This is a genomic window from Novosphingobium aeonii (assembly GCF_052279045.1).
GTDB lineage: Bacteria > Pseudomonadota > Alphaproteobacteria > Sphingomonadales > Sphingomonadaceae > Novosphingobium.
The window spans coordinates 512,135-530,909 of record NZ_CP176832.1 but is presented as its reverse complement, the minus strand read 5'-3'; the positions used below and the strand labels follow the sequence as shown (position 1 = coordinate 530,909).

The 18,775-nt window shown below is 65.1% G+C and carries 15 protein-coding genes; 9 read left to right on the top strand and 6 right to left on the bottom strand.

Annotated elements, in window-relative coordinates:
* Window positions 1-32 precede the first annotated feature (32 nt).
* Both sufB and ACLIMP_RS02650 read right to left on the bottom strand, forming a co-directional pair.
* Entirely contained in the window at window positions 33-1,571 is a 1,539-nt protein-coding gene (gene sufB / locus ACLIMP_RS02655; protein WP_221937034.1) for a Fe-S cluster assembly protein SufB, read from the bottom strand.
* A complete protein-coding gene (locus ACLIMP_RS02650) occupies window positions 1,572-2,009 on the bottom strand; it encodes an SUF system Fe-S cluster assembly regulator (protein WP_054442139.1) in 438 nt (145 codons plus the stop codon).
* 414 nt (window positions 2,010-2,423) lie between these two features.
* Here ACLIMP_RS02650 and ACLIMP_RS02645 point away from each other — a divergent pair, with 414 nt between their 5' ends.
* On the top strand, window positions 2,424-3,467 hold the full coding sequence (locus ACLIMP_RS02645; protein ID WP_054442140.1) for a quinone-dependent dihydroorotate dehydrogenase: 1,044 nt from the start codon (window positions 2,424-2,426) through the stop codon (window positions 3,465-3,467).
* Between the two features lie 148 nt (window positions 3,468-3,615).
* A complete protein-coding gene (locus tag ACLIMP_RS02640; protein ID WP_324697361.1) occupies window positions 3,616-5,421 on the top strand; it encodes an AMP-dependent synthetase/ligase in 1,806 nt (601 codons plus the stop codon).
* Window positions 5,422-5,430: 9 nt separating this feature from the next.
* On the opposite strand, the gene ACLIMP_RS02635 is transcribed toward ACLIMP_RS02640, so the two are convergent.
* Complete coding sequence (locus tag ACLIMP_RS02635; protein ID WP_443478027.1) at window positions 5,431-6,408, bottom strand: calcium:cation antiporter; 978 nt, start codon at window positions 6,406-6,408, stop codon at window positions 5,431-5,433.
* 313 nt (window positions 6,409-6,721) lie between these two features.
* Window positions 6,722-7,480 carry a phosphocholine cytidylyltransferase family protein gene (locus ACLIMP_RS02630; RefSeq protein WP_054442143.1) on the bottom strand — a complete coding sequence of 253 codons (759 nt, stop codon included), beginning with the start codon at window positions 7,478-7,480 and terminating at the stop codon, window positions 6,722-6,724.
* A 178-nt stretch (window positions 7,481-7,658) separates the two neighbouring features.
* Here ACLIMP_RS02630 and ACLIMP_RS02625 point away from each other — a divergent pair, with 178 nt between their 5' ends.
* The 5 genes from ACLIMP_RS02625 to ACLIMP_RS02605 all read left to right on the top strand — a co-directional run bounded on the left by ACLIMP_RS02625 (window position 7,659) and on the right by ACLIMP_RS02605 (window position 15,658).
* On the top strand, window positions 7,659-9,038 hold the full coding sequence (locus ACLIMP_RS02625) for a lipopolysaccharide biosynthesis protein (RefSeq protein ID WP_054442144.1): 1,380 nt from the start codon (window positions 7,659-7,661) through the stop codon (window positions 9,036-9,038).
* Window positions 9,039-9,075: 37 nt separating this feature from the next.
* Window positions 9,076-10,293 (top strand): M20 metallopeptidase family protein, encoded by a 1,218-nt coding sequence (locus ACLIMP_RS02620; protein ID WP_054442145.1) that lies wholly within the window; start codon window positions 9,076-9,078, stop codon window positions 10,291-10,293.
* A 92-nt stretch (window positions 10,294-10,385) separates the two neighbouring features.
* Window positions 10,386-11,327 (top strand): DUF7064 domain-containing protein, encoded by a 942-nt coding sequence (locus ACLIMP_RS02615; protein WP_324697356.1) that lies wholly within the window; start codon window positions 10,386-10,388, stop codon window positions 11,325-11,327.
* The gene (locus tag ACLIMP_RS02610; protein WP_443478026.1) at window positions 11,324-12,010 is read left to right on the top strand and encodes a phosphotransferase-like protein; all 687 of its coding nucleotides are present in this window, start codon (window positions 11,324-11,326) and stop codon (window positions 12,008-12,010) included. The genes ACLIMP_RS02615 and ACLIMP_RS02610 overlap by 4 nt, the downstream gene beginning before the upstream one ends.
* Window positions 12,011-12,061: 51 nt before the next feature.
* A complete protein-coding gene (locus ACLIMP_RS02605) occupies window positions 12,062-15,658 on the top strand; it encodes a hydantoinase B/oxoprolinase family protein (RefSeq protein WP_443478025.1) in 3,597 nt (1,198 codons plus the stop codon).
* A gap of 38 nt (window positions 15,659-15,696) precedes the next feature.
* On the opposite strand, the gene ACLIMP_RS02600 is transcribed toward ACLIMP_RS02605, so the two are convergent.
* On the bottom strand, window positions 15,697-15,993 hold the full coding sequence (locus ACLIMP_RS02600) for a GNAT family N-acetyltransferase (RefSeq protein WP_420719855.1): 297 nt from the start codon (window positions 15,991-15,993) through the stop codon (window positions 15,697-15,699).
* 56 nt (window positions 15,994-16,049) lie between these two features.
* On the opposite strand from ACLIMP_RS02600, the gene ACLIMP_RS02595 reads away from it, so the two are divergent.
* A complete protein-coding gene (locus tag ACLIMP_RS02595; RefSeq protein ID WP_324697350.1) occupies window positions 16,050-17,045 on the top strand; it encodes a threonine aldolase family protein in 996 nt (331 codons plus the stop codon).
* A complete protein-coding gene (locus ACLIMP_RS02590; RefSeq protein ID WP_324697348.1) occupies window positions 17,042-17,962 on the top strand; it encodes a DMT family transporter in 921 nt (306 codons plus the stop codon). The genes ACLIMP_RS02595 and ACLIMP_RS02590 overlap by 4 nt, the downstream gene beginning before the upstream one ends.
* Here ACLIMP_RS02590 and ACLIMP_RS02585 read toward each other — a convergent pair.
* The gene (locus tag ACLIMP_RS02585; RefSeq protein WP_185998912.1) at window positions 17,872-18,720 is read right to left on the bottom strand and encodes a Rossmann-fold NAD(P)-binding domain-containing protein; all 849 of its coding nucleotides are present in this window, start codon (window positions 18,718-18,720) and stop codon (window positions 17,872-17,874) included. The genes ACLIMP_RS02590 and ACLIMP_RS02585 overlap by 91 nt on opposite strands.
* Between the last annotated feature and the right edge of the window lie 55 nt (window positions 18,721-18,775).

Below are 18,775 nucleotides of genomic sequence, written 5' to 3'. Positions count from 1 at the left end.
CTTGCGAGAGAGGGATGCGCCGCGGTCGAAAATCAACCCACGCTCCCTTCAAGACTGATACCCAGCAGCTTCTGCGCTTCGACGGCGAACTCCATCGGCAATTGCTGAAGCACTTCCTTGGCGAAACCGTTGACGATCAGCGCTACCGCCTGCTCGGTATCGAGCCCGCGCTGCATGGCGTAGAACAGCTGGTCGTCGCTGATCTTGCTGGTGGTCGCCTCGTGCTCGATCTGGGCGCTGGGGTTGCGCACTTCGATATAGGGCACCGTGTGGGCGCCGCATTCCTTGCCGAGCAGCAGCGAATCGCACTGGGTGAAATTGCGCACGCCGTCCGCATTGGCGGCCACGCGGACAAGGCCGCGATAGGTGTTGTTCGACTTGCCGGCCGAGATGCCCTTGGAAATGATCGTCGAGCGGCTGCCCTTGCCGTTGTGGATCATCTTGGTGCCGGTATCGGCCTGCTGGTAATTGTTGGTGACGGCCACCGAGTAGAACTCGCCCACCGAATCCTCGCCGTTGAGGACGCAGCTGGGATACTTCCAGGTGATCGCCGATCCGGTTTCAACCTGCGTCCACGAGATCTTCGAGCGCGCGCCCTGGCACAGGCCGCGCTTGGTCACGAAGTTGTAGATGCCGCCCTTGCCGTTGGCATCGCCGGGGTACCAGTTCTGCACGGTCGAGTACTTGATCTCGGCGTCTTCCATGGCGACCAGTTCGACCACGGCAGCGTGAAGCTGGTTCTCATCGCGCATCGGCGCGGTGCAGCCTTCGAGGTAGGATACGTAGCTACCCTTTTCGGCGACGATCAGGGTGCGTTCGAACTGGCCGGTATTCTCCGCGTTGATGCGGAAATAGGTCGAAAGCTCCATCGGACAGCGCACGCCCTCCGGGATGTAGACGAAAGTGCCGTCCGAGAAGACCGCGCAATTCAGCGCCGCGAAGTAGTTGTCCTGCACGGGCACGACCTTGCCGAGCCACTTCTTCACCAGTTCCGGGTATTCGCGGATCGCCTCGGAGATCGAGCGGAAGATCACGCCCGCCTGCTCCAGTTCCTTACGGAAGGTCGTTGCGACCGAAACCGAATCGAACACGGCGTCCACGGCCACCTTGCGCGCGCCTTCGACACCGGCGAGCACTTTCTGCTCCTCCAGCGGAATGCCCAGCTTCTCGTAGACCTTGAGAATTTCGGGATCGACCTCGTCGAGGCTCGACAGCGAAGGCTTCTTCTTGGGCGCGGCCCAGTAATAGGCTTCCTGGTAGTCGATCGGCGGTACGTTGAGCTTGGCCCAGTCCGGCGGAGTCATCTCAAGCCACCTGGCATAGGCCTTGAGACGCCATTCCAGCATCCACTCCGGCTCGTCCTTCTTGGCCGAGATGAAGCGGACGGTATCCTCGGACAGGCCCTTGGGGCCGTATTCCTGCTCGATGTCGGCTACCCAGCCGTGTTCGTAATCGGCCACGCGTGCGGCGGCTTCGCGCGCAGCCTGATCGCGCACGTCCGCTTCCCGCACTTCGTCCCCATGGACTTCGCGCACCTCGATGGTGCCCTCGGGGGAGGTTTCGTCAGTCATTTACACTTCCTCGACGAGCTGGGTCAGGACCACTTGCGCCAATGCACCGCGCAATGCCGCATTTACCTGCGGCCAGTGCGGGCGCACGCTGCAGCCGCTTTCCAGCGTACATTCGTGCTTGCCTTGTTCGAGACAGGCGGTGAGCGCGATGGGCCCTTCTACTGCCTCGACGATATCCGCAATCGAAATCGTCCCGGGAGCGCGGGCGAGCTTCAGCCCGCCGCCCACGCCGCGGGTCGATTGCAGCAATCCCGCGGCAGTCAGTTTGCTCACCAGCTTCTGCACCGTCGGAGCGGGCAGGCCGGTGTCTTCCGCAAGCTGCGCGGCCGAGATGCGGCTCATCCGCGAATCTTCCGGGTGATGCGCGCAGGCGCCCGAATGCCGAGTCGCGGCGGACATGATGACGACAGCGTAATCGGCCATGCTGGACAGGCGCATATATGGCGGCTTTCGGGACTCAGCGGTTAAAGTGGATCAATTCTTTCCGATTTGCCACCTAGTGCAGGACCCCTCCCGTTTCAATGGAGTTTCGCACAGGTTTTGTGCGACAAAATCGCCCGCGCTGTTGCAAATCTTTCGCTTTTGGACAGAATTCGCTGCGACGAAGGGGAAAACCGAGAAAAAAGGCGGTCCCCGGTCAGGACCGGGAACCGCCGTCAAGGTAATAAAGAACTCGTGCGCATCCCGCTACGAGCCCTTCGGGTCGCGACTCTCCTGTATGCCGCCACCCCGGCGATTTATTGTATAAACGCGACACGCGCGGCCGGAGCGGCGGGGTTCGGGTCGAATTTGCGCGCACGAGTGTGATAAGAAGCGTTTGAGCAACAGGCGCGACGTGTTTATGCGCAAGCCGTGCTCTATTCCCTGATCCGACCCGCCCTGTTCCGGCTCGAAGCCGAATCAGCCCATGGCCTCGCCCTCAAGGCGCTCAAGCTCACGCGGCCGAAGCGCGCGCCCGTGTTTCCGGCCTCGCTGGCCACCGAAGTGGCGGGACTCGCTTTCCCGAACCCCGTCGGCATGGCGGCCGGGTTCGACAAGGACGGCGAAGTGCCTGACGCGCTGTTGGGCCTGGGCTTCGGCTATGCCGAAGTCGGCTCGATCACGCCGCTGCCGCAAGTGGGCAACCCGAAGCCGCGCCTGTTCCGCCTGGTGGAGGATGGCGCCGTCATCAACCGGATGGGTTTCAACAACCATGGCAGCGCAGCGGCACAGGCGCATCTGGGCGCCCGTCTCGGCCGTCCGGGCGTGGTGGGTATCAATATCGGGGCCAACAAGGATTCCAGCGACCGCGTAGCCGATTACGCCAGGATGGCGACGATCATGGCACCGCTCGCGGGCTATCTGGCCGTCAACATTTCCAGCCCGAATACGCCGGGCCTTCGCGCGCTTCAGGACGAATCGGCGCTGACCGGGCTACTGGACGCGGTGATCGAAGCCCGTGACGAGGTTTGCGGCGAAACCAGGCCGCCCATATTCCTGAAGGTCGCACCCGATCTCGAACCGGCGGACATCGACGCGATTGCGCGGATTGCGATCGACAAGCGACTGGGCGCTCTGATCGTGTCCAACACCACGATTTCACGGCCGGCGCTGCGTTCGGTCCATCGCGGCGAATCCGGCGGTCTTTCCGGTGCGCCTGTGCGGGATCTGGCGCATCAGCGCCTGCGCGACTTCCGCAAGGCGACCGGCGGGGCGGTCCCGCTGGTCGGGGTCGGCGGTATCGCCACGGCCGAACATGCCTGGGATCGCATCCGTGCCGGGGCCAGCCTCGTGCAGCTCTACAGCGCCATGGTCTATGAGGGACCGGGAATCGCCAAGACCGTCTGCAAGGGGCTGGAACGGCTGATGAAGCGCGACGGATTCGCCTCCATCGCCGAAGCAGTGGGCACTGAATAGCGCGGCGCCTGGCACGACAGGCACACGACAAGGTCAAGTCCCGCGCTTGTCGCAACCATCGCGCGCGCCTAGACGTTGGCCAGAACGGATATCCACGCGGACGATCTGCAGGGAAATTTCCGCATGATGAGAGAGGAAAAGGGTCGGCATGGATCTTGGTGACTTCGACAAGTGCACCAACCTGGTATCGCTGTTCCTGAAGCGGGCGGATCGGCTTGGCGATGCGCCGATGCTCTGGGCGAAGCGGGATGGCGCCTGGCATTCCACCAGTTGGGCCGAGGCTGCGCGCAAGGTCTCGCTGATTGCCGCTTCGCTGCGCCGGATGGGCCTGCAGGCGGGAGACCGCGTGCTGATCGTCTCCGAGAACCGGCCGGAATGGTGCCTTGCCGATCTTGCGATCATGGCGGCGGGTTGCGTGACAGTGCCCGCCTACACCACCAACACGACCCGCGATCACATCCATATCCTCGAAAACTCGGGTGCCAGGGCTGCGATCGTTTCCAGTGGAAAGCTGGCAAAGGCCCTGCTGCCGGCGATCGTGCAGACGGACTTGTGCCGCCATGTCATCGGTATGGAGCCGCTGCCGCCGATGCAGGGCGGCGCGTATGACGTGCACGACTGGTCGGAATTGCTCGAAGGCGACGCCGCGAAGGCACGGTCCGAGGTGGACGAGCGGGTCGCCGGCGTTCGCCGCCGCGATCTTGCCTGCATCATCTACACCAGCGGCACGGGCGGCGCCCCGCGCGGCGTGCGGCAGCATCACGGCATGCTCCTCATGAACGTGGCGGGCGCGGCGCAGATCGTCATTGACGATTTCGGCCTCGATCATAGCGAGACCTTCCTCTCTTTCCTCCCGCTCAGCCATGCTTACGAGCATACCGGAGGCCAGTTCCTGCCGATCGCGGTCGGCGGGCAAATCTATTATTCCGAAGGGCTCGACAAGCTCGCGTCCAATATCGAGGAAGTGCGGCCGACGATCATGGTCGTCGTCCCGCGCCTGTTCGAGGTGCTGCGCACGCGAATCATGAAGCAGATCGAGAAGCAGGGCGCGATCCCCGCCCGGCTCATGGAAATGGCGCTCGGCATCGCCGGACGCGAGCAGGCCGGTCGACGCCGCCTTCTGGACTATCCGCTGGACATGCTGATCGAACGGACGCTGCGGCCCAAGGTGCGCGCCAAGTTCGGCGGGCGGATGAAGGCGCTGGTTTCAGGCGGGGCGCCGCTCAACCCCGAAATCGGGGCCTTTTTCGACGCCATGGGCCTGACCCTGCTGCAAGGCTACGGCCAGACAGAGGCCGGACCGATCATCAGTTGCAACCGCCCCGCCGCAGGCATCAAGCACGATACGGTCGGTCCGCCGCTGCGCGGGGTGGAAGTGAAGATCGCCGAAGACGGGGAGATTCTCGTACGCGGCGAACTGGTCATGCAGGGCTATTGGCAGAATGCCGCCGCAACCGAGGCGGTACTGCACGACACCTGGCTGCACACCGGCGACGTCGGCCATATCGACGAGCGCGGGCGCATCATGATTACCGACCGCAAGAAGGACATGATCGTCAACGACAAGGGCGACAATGTCTCGCCCCAGAAGGTCGAATCGATGCTGACGCTCCAGCCCGAGATCGCGCAGGCCATGGTCCATGGCGACCGCCGGCCCTATATCGTCGGGCTCGTCGTGCCGGATGCCGACTGGGCTCTGGAGTGGGCCAAGGAAAACGGCGAGAAATTCGATTTCAAGGCGCTCCAGGGGCTGCCCGCTTTCCGTGCGGTCATTCGCGGCGCGATCGACCGCGTGAATGCCGATCTCTCCGTCATCGAGAAGGTTCGTCAGTTCACTTTCGCGGACGAACCCTTCTCGATCGAGAACGAGGAAATGACCCCCAGCCTCAAGATTCGGCGCCACAAGCTCAAGGAGCGTTACGGCGAGCGACTGGATGCGCTCTACCGGAGTTGAACCTCGGTTCTACGGAACCAGGGTCGTGAAAAGGTAGGTCGCGAAGATCACGAGATGGACCATACCCTGCACCAGGGTGGTCCGTCCGGTGCTGAGCGTCAACGTGGCGACCAGCAGGGTGAGCGCCAGCAGGACCGTCGACTTGATCGACAGGCCGAGCTCGAGATCCAGCTCCATCCACATCGAGGCGACCGCAACGGCCGGGATGGTGAGACCGATCGTCGCCAGTGCCGAACCGATCGCGAGATTGAGGCTGGTCTGCACCCGGTTGGCACGGGCCGCGCCAAGCGCGGCCAGGCTTTCGGGTGCCAGAACCAGTGCGGCGATGATGATGCCGACCGTGGCATGGGGGGCGCCCATGGCGGCCACTCCGGCCTCGATCGACGGCGAAAGCGCCTTGGCCAGCATGACCACCGCGACAAGCGCAACAAGGAGCATGACGCCCGCAGCCAGGGCCTTGTTCACCGGGACTTTTTCGTGCCCATCATCGCTTTCCTCGGGATAGAGGAAGTGGTCGCGGTGACGGATCGTCTGGGCGACGACGAAGGTGCCGTAGAGCATCAACGAGACGACGCCGACAAAGATCAGCTGCTTCTCGTTGTAGAACGGGCCGACCTGGCTGGTGGTATAGTTGGGCATCACCAGGGTCAGCACCGAAAGCGTCGCGAGGATGGCGAGGCCGTGGTTCACGCCGGACTGGGTATAGCCCTGTTCATGGTGCCGGCCGCCGCCCAGCAGGAGGCAGACACCGACTATCCCGTTGATCGTTATCATGACGGCGGCGATCACCGTATCGCGTGCCAATGCCTGTGCCCCGTTTCCTTCGCTGAGCATGATCGAGACGATCAGAGAGGTTTCGATCACCGTTACGGCAAAGGCCAGGATCAACGTGCCGAACGGCTCGCCCACACGGTGCGCGATGGCTTCGGCATGATAGACCGCCGACATGATGGCACCGCCCAGCACGACCGCCAGCGATGCCGCCATCAGCACATTCGAGGGCTTGCCCAGCGCGATGGCCGCAACCGCGAGAAACGGAACCGCGATCGCCCAGGGAGCCAGCCCAAAACAAGGAAAGGTTGCGGACTTGTTTCCGGGGGCGGGGGAAGGGACATTCATATCGGGCACTATAGGGTAAAAGCGCCGGAGGGCCAGTTACGCTGTCTTGCTGAGGGCTTTTCGGCTCGCCCGTCCCGATCGTCCTGAAGGGCGGGCGCCATGACGCGTGGCAGTGGGCGACGCTAGCCCGCCTATCAGTCGGAGTTGGCGGACAAAGCATGGCTTTGCCCGCCTTTTTGGGTCATTTCCAGGTATCGGTGAGGCCGGTCGCGATCTCGATGTCGTTGAGGAAATCGACTTCGGCCCAATCCAGGCCCTCGATCGAGACGGTCCCGACCTTTCCGGTGGGGGCAATCGAATCGATGACCTTGAGATACCAGTGCTGGACGCCTTCGGGCGTCCGCATGGCCTGGCGGACGGTTTCGCGGAATAGGTCCGCCCCTTCGCCCCGGAAGGCCAGGAACCCGATCGATTCGGAGTTGGACTGCTGCGCGGTGAGCGTCTTGCCGATGTGGACCAGCCGGCCGTCGGTCTCGCGCTCCACCTTCATGTCGTCGCTGTCGTAGCCTTCGGCCTTGATGTCCACGGTAACGGTAATGGGCCAGGGATTGCCGTCGGCATCGGCGGCGCCCTGCTGCACCTTTCTGACGATTTCCTCCGACACCAGCGTATCGCCGTTGAGGATCAGGAAGTCTCCACGCATCGCCTCGCGCGCGATCCAGCAGGAGCCGAGATTGTCCGCCACCTTGAAGAAAGGGTTGAAGCGGATGTTGATCTCGACTCGCGGGTCGCTGATCGCATTCAGGTGCTCTTCCAGCATGTCGGTCATGAAGCCGGTGACAACGTCGATCCGCTTCACGCCGCCGCGCGCCAGCATCTCGATCTGCCATTCGATCAGCGACTTGCCCGAGAAGTCGATCATGCATTTCGGCCGTTCGGCGGTAAGCGGAAGCAGCCGCGAGCCCTGGCCGGCGCTGAGAAGAATGGCGTGTTCGATCATAGGTTCTACGTTTCGTGCTGGGGGAGGAACCCGGCATCTAGGCATTGCAAGGCAAAAGGAAAAGGTGCGGCACGAACGGGCCGGGACGATCCCCGTGCGGGCCTATTCGTTCAGGCTGGTGACATCCCGGGTCGCGATAGCTTGCAAGTCTCTTCCCCCTCGTTCACATGCTGGCCCAATGTCCGCCAAATTTCACCGCCGCGAGAGCAAATCTCCGCTAGGGCGGATACTCCAGAACACGGCCTGGCTGCTGGGCGGCAAGGGTTTCGGTGCCGTTTGCGGCATCGCCTATCTGGCCATCCAGACACGGTCGCTCGGCCTCAAGGATTTCGGCCACTTTTCGCTGATCTTCGGGACCGCGCAGGCGCTCATCGCGCTTGCCAGTTTCCAGACCTGGCGCGTGGTCGTCCGTTACGGCAGCGAGCATGTCCACCAGAAGGACTGGGGCAAGCTTGGCCGCCTCGGGATGCTGTGCGGCATACTCGATGCGGTCGGCGCGATCATCGGCTGCGGGCTCGCGGCGATCCTGATCTACGGCTTCGCCCATATGCTGGACCTCAACCCGCATTTCATCGACGTGGCCTTCTGGTTCTGCGTGGGGTCGCTCTGGGCGCTGGTTTCGGCGCCCACCGGCATCGTGCGCGCGCTCAACCGGTTCGACATGGCCGTCTATGTGGAGGCCGTGGTTCCCAGCGGACGACTGGCCGCTTCTCTGGTCATATGGCTGACCGGGCCGAGCGTCGGGCGTTTCCTGTTCGCATGGGCTGCGATCGATATCCTGGAAGCCGCGCTCTACTGGGTCATGGCGCGTCGGCTTTGCCCGGAAGCGGTGAACCTGCGGAACCTTCGCAATTGGCGCCAGTCGATTGACGAGAATCCCGGCGTCACGCGGTTCTTCATGCAGACTTACGTGGCCTCCACGCTCGATGCGGCGATGAAGAACGGCCCGCTGCTGATCGTCGGGGCCTGGGTGGGCACCAAGGCGGCAGGCCTTTACCGCCTCGCCTCGCAGCTTTCGCAGGCGCTCAGCAAGCTTTCCTCGCTGCTCACACGGTCGGTCTATGCCGAAGTGGCGCGTGCCCGCGTTTCCTCCGAGGCGGCGGAATTCCGCAAGCTGGCGCTCCAGACCAGCAAGATCGCCGGTCTTGCCGGCATCGTCGTCGTCACTGTGGCGGTGCTGCTGGGCAAGCAGATGCTGGAAGTGATCGGCGGCAACGATTTCGAACAGGGCGCGGCGATCCTCGTGCCGCTGACCCTTGCGGCGAGCTTCGACCTTGCCAGCGTGGCCTTCGAGCCCGTGCTTCACGCCACCGGCCGGGCGCGGCATTCGCTGATCGCACGGCTCATCGCCCTGGTGGCGATGGCGATCGGGCTGGTCATCCTGCTGCCTACCGGTTCCAGCGGCGCGGCATGGGCGGTGGCGCTGGGCGGCGCGGTTTCCTACGTCGCCATGGGGCTTATGGCGTGGCGAACGCTCCAGCAGATCGAGCGTAACGAAATCCGGATCATGCCCGATCCCGAAGGCGATCTTCCGGTCGCGGATTCCAGCGCAGGCTGAGTCTCGACAGGTGAGGGGGGAGAGCTATCATGCCGCCATGCTCTCCCTCTCCCTGACCCAGCAGGCCGAAGGCCTTGCCGATCGCATCGTTGCGCTGCGCCGCGCCGTTCATGCCGAACCCGAGATCGGCCTTCACAATCCAAAGACCCGGGACAAGATCAGGGCGGCCCTGTCCCACCTGCCGCTGGAATGGCGCGAAGGACCATCGACGACCGGCCTCGTCGCAACGCTCAGGGGCGGTGCGGGAGAAGGCGGCTGCGTGTTGCTGCGCGGCGATACCGATGCGCTGCCGATGCCGGAGGAAACCGGCCTGGACTTCGCGTCCACCATTCCCGGGGTGATGCACGCCTGCGGGCATGACACCCACGTCGCCATGCTGGCCGGAGCGGCCGAACTCCTCGCCGCCCGCGCGGAACGGCTGAAAGGCGAGGTCCGCTTCATGTTCCAGCCCGGAGAGGAGGGCTATCATGGTGCCCGCTTCATGCTGGAGGACGGGCTACTGGGCGGCGATGGTTTCGACCGCCCCCTGCCCGATGCCGCCTTTGCGCTGCACATCATGCCCAATGCTCCTCACGGCGTGATCGGCGGCCGCGCGGGGCCGCTCATGGCTGCGGCGGACGAACTGCGCATTGCGGTGACGGGGCGCGGCGGCCACGCCTCGATGCCGCACGATACGCTCGATCCGGTTCCGGTCGCCTGCGAGGTGGTCATGGCGATCCAGACCATGGTCGCGCGCCGTTTCAGTGTGTTCGACCCTGTCGTCGTCACCATCGCCAAGGTGGAGGCGGGCAGCGCCCATAATGTCATACCCGACACGGCGCGGCTCACCGGCACGATGCGCACGCTTTCCGCCGCCAACCGCGCCCGCCTGAAGGAGGAACTGCCGCTGCTCGTCGCCGGGATCGCGGGCGCGCATGGTTTCAAGGGTGAGGTGGCGATCCACGAGGGCTTTCCGGTCACGGTCTGCGATGCCCGCGCGGTGGACTTTGGCGAGCGCGTGGCCCGCGACCTTCACGGCGAGGCGGCATTCCAGCGCCTCAAGGACCCGATCATGGGCGCGGAGGACTTCGCCTACGTTCTCGAAAAGGTGCCGGGGGCGATGTTCTTCCTCGGCGTGGCGCAGGAAGGCGCGGACTGGAAGCACTGCTGCGGCATCCATTCCACGAAGATGATGGTCGACGAAAAGGCCTTGCCGCGCGGTGCCGCGTTCCTCGCCGGGCTGGCCGAGGACTGGCTTTCGCGCGGCTTCGGGTAGGCGCGCGCGGCTTGGGGTAGGCGCGATTGCCGCTGCGGTCATTGCCTTGAAGCATCCTCCTTGCTGCCATGGCCGGCAAGGAGAAGGGCTTCATGACCGACCTTGCGTTTGCCGATTTCTTTGCCGCCGAGCGTGATGACAATCCCTACTGGAATGAAAGCGCCTGGTTCTCGGTCACGCTTCCCGAGCGGCGGATTCACGGGCTGATCCAGCACTATTTCCGGCCCAACATGGGCATGCTGAACGGCGGGCCGGTGTTGTGGGACGCCAGCGGGCGGTATCAGTGGAACTGCCTCCATTACGACTGGGCCCATCTCCAGGCGATGCCCGCCACTGCCGCCAAGTTCGACATGGAGGCGCGCAATTCGCTGTCGTGCCGGATGATTGAGCCGCTTTCGCGGTACAAGCTGGACTATGACCGGGATGGCCTGTTCTTCGATCTGACATGGACCGCGATCGGCCCGGTCCATCAACTCAGGACTGGCGAGGCAGGACAGGCGGCAACAGCGAAGTTCCATCTGGAACAGCCCGGCCGCATGACCGGCACCCTGCGCTGCAAGGGAGAGGAGTTCGCGGTAGACTGCCTGTCCCTGCGGGACTGTTCCTACGGTGCGCGCGATTATGAATCGCTGGCCTGCGGGGGCTATTTCTGGGGCATCGCGCAGGATCGCGCCTTCCATGCCATCGTCATGGGTGAGGGCCGCGAGGCACGTTGCATCGGCGGTTTCATCTGGAAGGACGGGGTCTTGTCCAGCCTCGTGTCCGGTCGCCGTGAAGTGCTGGAATGGGGAGAGGACGGCCCGTCCCGCATTCGTTTCGAGGCGAGCGACGCGCTCGGGCGGGAATTGCTGGCCGTGGCGGAAATCGATACCGGCCTGATCTTTACCGGCTATACGGACCATACGGTGGTCTGGTCGCTCATGCGGTCGGATTGGGACGATGTGGAGCTTTGGGGCGACAATCAGGAGTTCTGCCCTGCCGACCGGTTCCGGCGCATCGCCCGCGGCGAAATCGCACCGGGGGCGCCGGCATGAGCCTGGGGCAGATCGTCGTGGTCAATGGCAGTTCGGGTTCCGGCAAGTCCACGGCCTGCGAGCTTTTCCAGAAGCGGCAGCAGGACTACTGGTTGCTTTACGGCATCGATCATTTCCTCGCGCAGACGCTTCCCGCGCGGTTCGGGCACCACGGGCCGCTCGCCGCCGAGGGGATCGAGGCGATCCCGCTGGATCCCGCGCGGCCGGAGGGGCCGCTGCGCTGGCGCTTTGCGCCGCGTGCCATGGCCGCCTTCGGCGCTTTTCACGAGTGGATGGCGGCGAGTTCCCGGCAAGGACTGAACGTCATTTTCGACCATCTGCTGATGACCGATCCACCGGTGCTTCAGGATCTCCTGCGGCGGACCGAGGGGCTTCCGGTCCTGCTCGTCACGCTCAAGCCACCGTTCGAAGTGCTGGAACGGCGGGTGGCGGAGCGGGCCATGACCAAGCGGATGCCTACGGACCTGCTGGGCGAGGATGCGGTTGCAAGGATCGTGGACCGCCTCTCCCGCCTGCGGCCGTGGTTCTTCGAGGAAGTCTACCGCAACAGCGAATCCGATCTGGTGATCGATACTTCGGTCCATTCGCCGGATCAGGTTTGCGCCCTTGTCGAGGCGCGGCTTGCCGAAGGGCCGGGCACCGCATTCGACCGGTTGCGCAAGGGGCTGGCCGGGGCGGGATAGTTTCCACCTTTTCCCTTTCCTCCCCGCGTCGTCGCCGTCATGAAGCCCGGCATGACGAACATGTGGCAATTCTGGGTCGATCGCGGCGGCACCTTTACCGACATCGTGGCGCGCGCGCCCGATGGGCGGTTCGAGCGGCTGAAACTGCTTTCCGAAGACCCCGGCCGTTACGACGATGCCGCCGTAGAGGCGATGCGGCGGCTGACCGGAACCGCCGAAGGTGAATTGCCCGAAGCCGAACTGCGCCTTGGCACTACCGTTGCCACTAATGCCCTGCTGGAAGGCAAGGGCGAGCCGGTGCTGCTGGCGATCACGCGGGGCTTCGGCGATGCATTGAAGATCGGGACCCAGGAAAGGCCCGACATCTTCGCTCGCCATATCGTCCTGCCGCAGCCGCTGAATGCCGCGGTGCTGGAGATCGACGAGCGTGTCGGCGCCGACGGCACCGTCCACCGCCCGCTCGACCTCGATGCCGCGCGCAAGGGGCTGCAACGCCATTTCGACAAGGGTTTTCGCGCCGTCGCGGTAGTGCTGATGCACGGCTATCGCCACAGTGCGCATGAAGCGGCGCTGGCCGGGCTGGCGCGCGAGATCGGTTTCAGTCAGGTTTCGGTCAGCCACGAGGTAGCCCCGCTCATCAAGCTGATCGCGCGCGGTGATACGACGGTGGTGGACGCCAATCTCTCGCCGGTGCTGGCACGTTATGTGGCCGGACTGGAAGCAGGTCTCGGCCCGAAGGTCACGGCGCTCTACATGCAGTCGAGCGGCGGGCTCACCACCGGAGACGCCTTTGCGGGCAAGGACGCGATCCTCTCGGGCCCGGCGGGCGGCATCGTCGGCATGGCGGCCATCGCCAGGGAGGCGGGTTTCGATCATGTCCTGGGCTTCGACATGGGCGGAACCTCCACCGACGTTTCGCACTATGCCGGTGCCTATGAGCGCGACAGCGAGACGCGCGTGGCGGGCGTGCGCGTGCGCGTGCCGATGATGCGGATTGAAACGGTGGCAGCCGGCGGCGGCTCGATCTGCCGCTTCGACGGTGCACGCTTCCTGGTGGGGCCGGAGAGCGCGGGCGCTGTGCCCGGCCCCGCCTGCTACCGGCGCGGCGGCCCGCTGGCGGTAACCGACTGCAACCTGCTGCTCGGCAAGCTGAGGCCCGGGCATTTCCCGCATGTCTTTGGCCCCGAAGGCAATGAGCCGCTCGATCTGGCCGCGGCGCAGTCGCGCATGGACGAAGTGCTGGCGTCCGTTCGCATCGCGACCGGCCGTGAAATGACGCGCGAACAGGCGGCGGAAGGCTTCCTGGAGATCGCCGTTGCCAACATGGCCAATGCGATCAAGACAGTCTCGCTGCGGCGCGGCCACGACATGACCCGCGCGGCGCTGGTGACGTTCGGCGGCGCGGGCGGGCAGCACGCCTGCAAGGTGGCCGATGCGCTGGGCGTGACCAGCGTGTTGTGCCACCCGCTCGCCTCGGTGCTGTCGGCTTACGGCATGGGCCTTGCCGACCGGCGGATGCTGCGCCAGCGGACCTTGGCGCTCCCGCTGGACGGCAATGCCATGACGTCGCTCGATGCCGCCGTTGCCGCCTTGGGGGACGAAGCCCGCGCGGCGCTGGCCGCGCAGGGCATCGCGGCGGACGACATCGCGATCGAGGCTGCGCTGGCGGTGCGACCAAAGGGCAGCGACAATGCCATCGAAGTGCCGGTAGGACCGCTTGGCGCCATGCGGGAGGCATTCCGGGACGGCTGGCTCCAGCGCTTCGGCTTCGGTGCGGGCGAGCAGCTTATCGGCGAGACGCTGCGGGTGGAGGCTGTCCATGCCGGCCATTCCGGCGGCGGTGCGACGCTTGTTCTTCCCGTGAAGTCCTCGCCCGCGGCCGAGCAGGTCGATCTCTGGACGCAGGGCGCGCATCACCGCGTGCCGCTCTATCTGCGCGAGGGGCTGGCAGAGGGCTTCACGGCCGATGGCCCGCTGCTGGTGGTGGATGACGTTTCCACCACTGTCGTCGAACCCGGCTGGCGTGTGCGGGTCGATCATGTCGGCAACCTGATCCTCAACCGGGATGCCCCGCAGCAGGTTCAGGCAGACAGCTCCACCGAATGCGATCCGGTGCGGTTGGAGATCATGGGCGCGCTGTTCATGGCCATTGCCGAGGAAATGGGAGCCGCGCTCCAGCAATCGGCCAGTTCGGTGAATATCCGGGAGCGGCTGGACTTCTCCTGCGCGCTGTTCGACCGGCAGGGAAACCTTGTCGCCAATGCGCCGCACATGCCGGTCCACCTCGGCTCGATGGGGGAGAGCGTGCGCACGATCCTCCAGCGGCGCGGTAACGGGCAGGACGGGCGGGGCATCCTGCCCGGCGATGCCTACGTCCTCAATGCGCCCTATGACGGCGGCACGCATTTGCCCGATATCACCGTGGTCATGCCGGTGTTCATCGAGGGCGAGACGGTCCCCGCCTGGTTCGTTGCCGCGCGCGGGCACCATGCCGATATTGGCGGGATCAGCCCCGGTTCGATGCCGCCGGGCTCGCGCTCGCTGGATGAGGAAGGCGTGCTGATCGATAATGTGCTGCTGGTCGATCGCGGCGCGCTTCAGGAAGCACCGCTGCGCGATCTGCTCGCCTCCGGCCCACATCCCTCGCGCGCCATCGAGCAGAACATTGGCGATTTGCGCGCCCAGCTAGCCGCCTGCCAGCGCGGTGCTTCGGAGCTGCGCCGGGTGGCGGACGAACAGGGCCGCGAGGTGGTGGACGCCTATATGGCCCATGCGCAGGCCCATGCCGAGCAGGCCGTTCGCACGCTGATCGACCGGCTTCAGGACGGTGAGTTCCGCGTGCCGATGGACAATGGCGCCGAGATAGCGGTTTCGATCTCGATCGACCGTGAAGCGCGCGGCGCGGTCATCGATTTCGCCGGTTCCAGTGCCCAGCTTACCGATAACTTCAATGCCCCTCTCCCGGTCGTGCGGGCGGCCGTGCTTTATGTCGTTCGCACGCTGATCGACGATGCCGTGCCGATGAACGAGGGGTGCCTGCGGCCGATCACCTTGCGCGTGCCGGAAGGCTCGATGCTATACCCCAAGGCGCCCGCCGCCGTCGTTGCGGGCAATGTGGAGACCAGCCAGTCGATCACCGACGCCTTGTTCGGCGCGCTTGGCGCGATGGCTGCATCACAGGGGACGATGAACAACTTCACCTTCGGCGATGCGACGAGGCAGTATTACGAAACGATCGCCGGGGGCTCGGGGGCCGGGCCTGATTTCGACGGTACGCCGGTGGTCCAGACTCACATGACCAATAGCCGCCTGACCGATCCCGAAGTGCTGGAAACCAGTTATCCGGTGCTGCTGGAGGAATTCTCGATCCGTCGCGGTTCGGGCGGGAAGGGCGCGCACAAGGGCGGCGACGGCGCTACCCGGCGGGTGCGCTTCCTCGAACCGATGCAGGCCGGCATCCTTTCGCAGCGGCGCGGCACCGCGCCATTCGGATTGTTCGGAGGAATGGACGGAGAGCCGGGCCGTAACCGGATCGAGCGAGCGGACGGTTCGGTGGAGGAACTGGGAGCCACTGCCACGGCCCGGCTGGGGGCGGGGGACGTGTTCGTGATCGAAACGCCCGGCGGTGGCGGTTTCGGGGAGCAGTAAGCGCGTTTGCCTGACCCTCTCTCCGCCGGGCCGGCGCATCAGGCCTTTACGTCTTCCCACTCGGGATGGCGCCGAAATGCCGCCACGACGTAGCTGCACAAGGGCGCGATCTTGAACTGATTCTCCCGCGCGTCCGCCACCATCGCCTCGACGAGCCGCGCCGCCACGCCGCGATTGCCGATTTCGGAGGGGACCAGGGTGTGGTCGGCATAATGAATGCCGTCCCGGGTCTGCCATGTCAGGTGGCCGGTGATGTCGCTGTCGGCGATGTGGGCCTTGTATTCGCCGCCGGTCGGGGTCTCGTGCTTGGTGATCGTCACGCCTACCACGGGCATATCTCCTGAAGAGGGGTGCTTGACGGCGCTTGCGTCCGCTTACAGGGCATATGGCCATGAAGTTCCTTTCCGACAACGCCGCGCGGGTCCACCCGAAGATATGGGATGCCATGAAGGCTGCCGATGCGCCGGATTCGCCTTACGACGGCGATGGCTTGAGCCGCGCGCTGGATGAGCGTTTTTCCGCGCTGTTCGGACGCGAATGCGCCGCTCTCTGGGTGGCCACGGGGACATCGGCGAATTGCCTCGCGCTTTCGGCGATGGTGGAGCCGCATGGCGCGGTGATCTGCCACCGCGAAGCGCATATCGAGATGGACGAGGGCGGCGCTCCGGGCTTTTTCCTGCACGGTGCAAAGCTGCTGCTGGCGGACGGGGAAGGTGCGAAGATCACGCCGGAAGCTGCCGCGAAAGTCATCGATCCGATTCGTGACGGCGTGCATCAGGTGCAGCCTCATGCGATCTCGATCACGCAGGCGAGCGAATATGGCCGGGTCTACCGGCCTGAAGAACTGGCGGCGCTTTCGGATTTCGCGAAAGCCCGGGGGCTCGGGTTGCATATGGACGGCGCGCGTTTCGGCAATGCGGCCGCGTTTCTGGGCGGGAACGCGGCGCAGGCGGCCGGCAATGTCGATGCGTTGAGCTTCGGCATGGTCAAGAACGGCGGGATGAGCGCCGAGGCCATCGTGTTCTTCGACCCGGCTCTGGCGGAAAAGGTGCGCTTCCGCCGCAAGCGTGCGGGGCATTTGCAATCGAAGGGGCGCTATCTGGCGGCGCAGATTCTCGCGATGCTGGAGGACGATCTCTGGCTGGACAATGCGCGCGCGGCAAACCGGGCGGCAGCCGAGATCGCCGCAGCGGCGAAGGACCGCCTGCTGCACGCGGTAGAGGCGAACGAGGTATTCCTGGTTTCCACCCCCGCCGAACGGAAAGCGCTACGCGGACAAGGGTTCGAGTTCTACGATTGGGGCGACGATGCCGCCCGGCTGGTGACGGCGTGGGATTCGCAGGAGGAACACGTTTCCGCCCTTGCCCGCGCGATTGCCGCGCTGTGACCGAGGGCACCGAGGCGGCACCGGAATTCATGAAGCCCGCGATCGCGCTGCCGTTCCTGCTGGTGGCGCTCATATGGGGATCGACGTGGTTCGTCATCACCGGCCAGATCGGCGAGGTGCCGGCAAGCTGGTCCGTCGCCTGGCGTTTCGTCCTGGCGACACCGGCGATGTTCCTCGTCGCCGTGGTGACGAGGAAGGGCCTGAAGCTGGGCAAGGCCGGACAGATCCTCGCATTCGCGGTGGGCGCGGCGCAATTCTGCGGCAATTACAACTTCGTCTACCGGGCCGAGATGCATCTTACGTCCGGGATCGTCGCGGTGATGATCGGACTGCTTCTGGTGCCCAATGCGATTCTCGCAAGGGTGCTGCTGAAGCAGCCCGTCACATGGCGTTTCGCCATCGGCAGCCTGATCGCCATCGGCGGACTGGCGCTGTTGCTCCTTCATGAGGCGCACGAGGCGCCGCTCGGCGGCAAGGTCCTGCTGGGTACCGTCTTTGCATCGATCGCGATGATGTGCGCCTCGGTCTCGAACGTGATCCAGGCCAACGAGACTGGCAAGGCATTGCCCATGGCAAGCCTGCTGGCATGGGCAATGCTCTATGGCACGATCTGCGATCTCGTGGTGGCATACGTCCTTGCCGGACCGCCGGTGATCCCAACGGAGCCCGCCTACTGGCTGGGCACCGCCTATCTGGCGATCCTGGGCTCGGTGGTGACCTTCCCCCTCTATTACACCCTGATCCGCCAGCTTGGGGCGGGCAAGGCGGCCTATAACGGTGTCGCGGTCATCATCATTGCCATGTTCATCTCGACCTTGTTCGAGGGCTATCGCTGGTCGCCGCTGGCGATCTCGGGGGCGGTTCTGGCGACGGTGGGGCTGGTGGTGGCGCTGAGGGCGCGCAGCCCCTCGCGATAAGTCGGGAAGCGCGGGGTCCAGCCGAGCACGCGCTTTGCCTTGCCGTTCGCCACGCGGCGGTTTTCCGCATAGAAGCCCCGCGCCATGGCGGAGAGCTGCGCCTCCTCCACCGACTGCAGCGGCGGCAGCGGAAGGCCCAGCAGGCGGCAGGCTTCCTCGACCAGCGTATTCTGGCTGCAAGGCAGGTCATCCGCGAGATTGTAGGCACCCGGCGACCGCTCCAGCCCGGCGATAACGCCGGAGGCGATGTCCTCGACGTGGACGCGGCTGAACACTTGCCCCGGCAGGTCGATGCGGTGCGCGCGTCCGTTGCGCACACGATCCAGCACCGAGCGGCCTGGGCCGTATATTCCCGGCAGGCGATAGACACGCGCGCCGAGGGACAGCCATTCGCCGTCCGCCTCGGCCCGCGCCGTCCGCCGACCTGTGCCCACGGGCGCGCTTTCGTCCACCCACGCGCCGCCCGCATCGCCGTAGACCCCGGTGGACGAGAGATAGGACAGCGCCTTGCCCTTCATTGCATCGCCGTAACGCTCCAGCACCGGATCGAGTGGTTCACCGCGTCCCTCGCTGCCGGGCGGAACGGAGGAAAGCACATGATCGGCGTCGGCCAGCGCGAGACGGACATTGCCTGCATCCTCGAACGAAAGCGTTCCTTCGCGGCCGGTGGAGATCACTTCCCAACCCTGTGCGGAGAGGCGGCTTGCGATCACCCGCGCGGTATAGCCCAGCCCGAAAATGAACAGGCGCTTCGGCATCCGGGGCGTCATGAGGCATTCCTCTCGTTTCGGCGGTGAATTCGTGCGCCATGAC

Coding starts and splice junctions, on each gene's coding strand:
- sufB (WP_221937034.1), bottom strand. CDS start 1,571: ATGACTGACGAAACCTCCCCCGAGGGCACCATCGAGGTGCGCGAAGTC.
- ACLIMP_RS02650 (WP_054442139.1), bottom strand. CDS start 2,009: ATGCGCCTGTCCAGCATGGCCGATTACGCTGTCGTCATCATGTCCGCC.
- ACLIMP_RS02640 (WP_324697361.1), top strand. CDS start 3,616: ATGGATCTTGGTGACTTCGACAAGTGCACCAACCTGGTATCGCTGTTC.
- ACLIMP_RS02635 (WP_443478027.1), bottom strand. CDS start 6,408: ATGGCGGCATCGCTGGCGGTCGTGCTGGGCGGTGCCATCATGTCGGCG.
- ACLIMP_RS02630 (WP_054442143.1), bottom strand. CDS start 7,480: ATGATCGAACACGCCATTCTTCTCAGCGCCGGCCAGGGCTCGCGGCTG.
- ACLIMP_RS02625 (WP_054442144.1), top strand. CDS start 7,659: ATGTCCGCCAAATTTCACCGCCGCGAGAGCAAATCTCCGCTAGGGCGG.
- ACLIMP_RS02620 (WP_054442145.1), top strand. CDS start 9,076: ATGCTCTCCCTCTCCCTGACCCAGCAGGCCGAAGGCCTTGCCGATCGC.
- ACLIMP_RS02615 (WP_324697356.1), top strand. CDS start 10,386: ATGACCGACCTTGCGTTTGCCGATTTCTTTGCCGCCGAGCGTGATGAC.
- ACLIMP_RS02610 (WP_443478026.1), top strand. CDS start 11,324: ATGAGCCTGGGGCAGATCGTCGTGGTCAATGGCAGTTCGGGTTCCGGC.
- ACLIMP_RS02605 (WP_443478025.1), top strand. CDS start 12,062: ATGACGAACATGTGGCAATTCTGGGTCGATCGCGGCGGCACCTTTACC.
- ACLIMP_RS02600 (WP_420719855.1), bottom strand. CDS start 15,993: ATGCCCGTGGTAGGCGTGACGATCACCAAGCACGAGACCCCGACCGGC.
- ACLIMP_RS02595 (WP_324697350.1), top strand. CDS start 16,050: ATGAAGTTCCTTTCCGACAACGCCGCGCGGGTCCACCCGAAGATATGG.
- ACLIMP_RS02585 (WP_185998912.1), bottom strand. CDS start 18,720: ATGCCGAAGCGCCTGTTCATTTTCGGGCTGGGCTATACCGCGCGGGTG.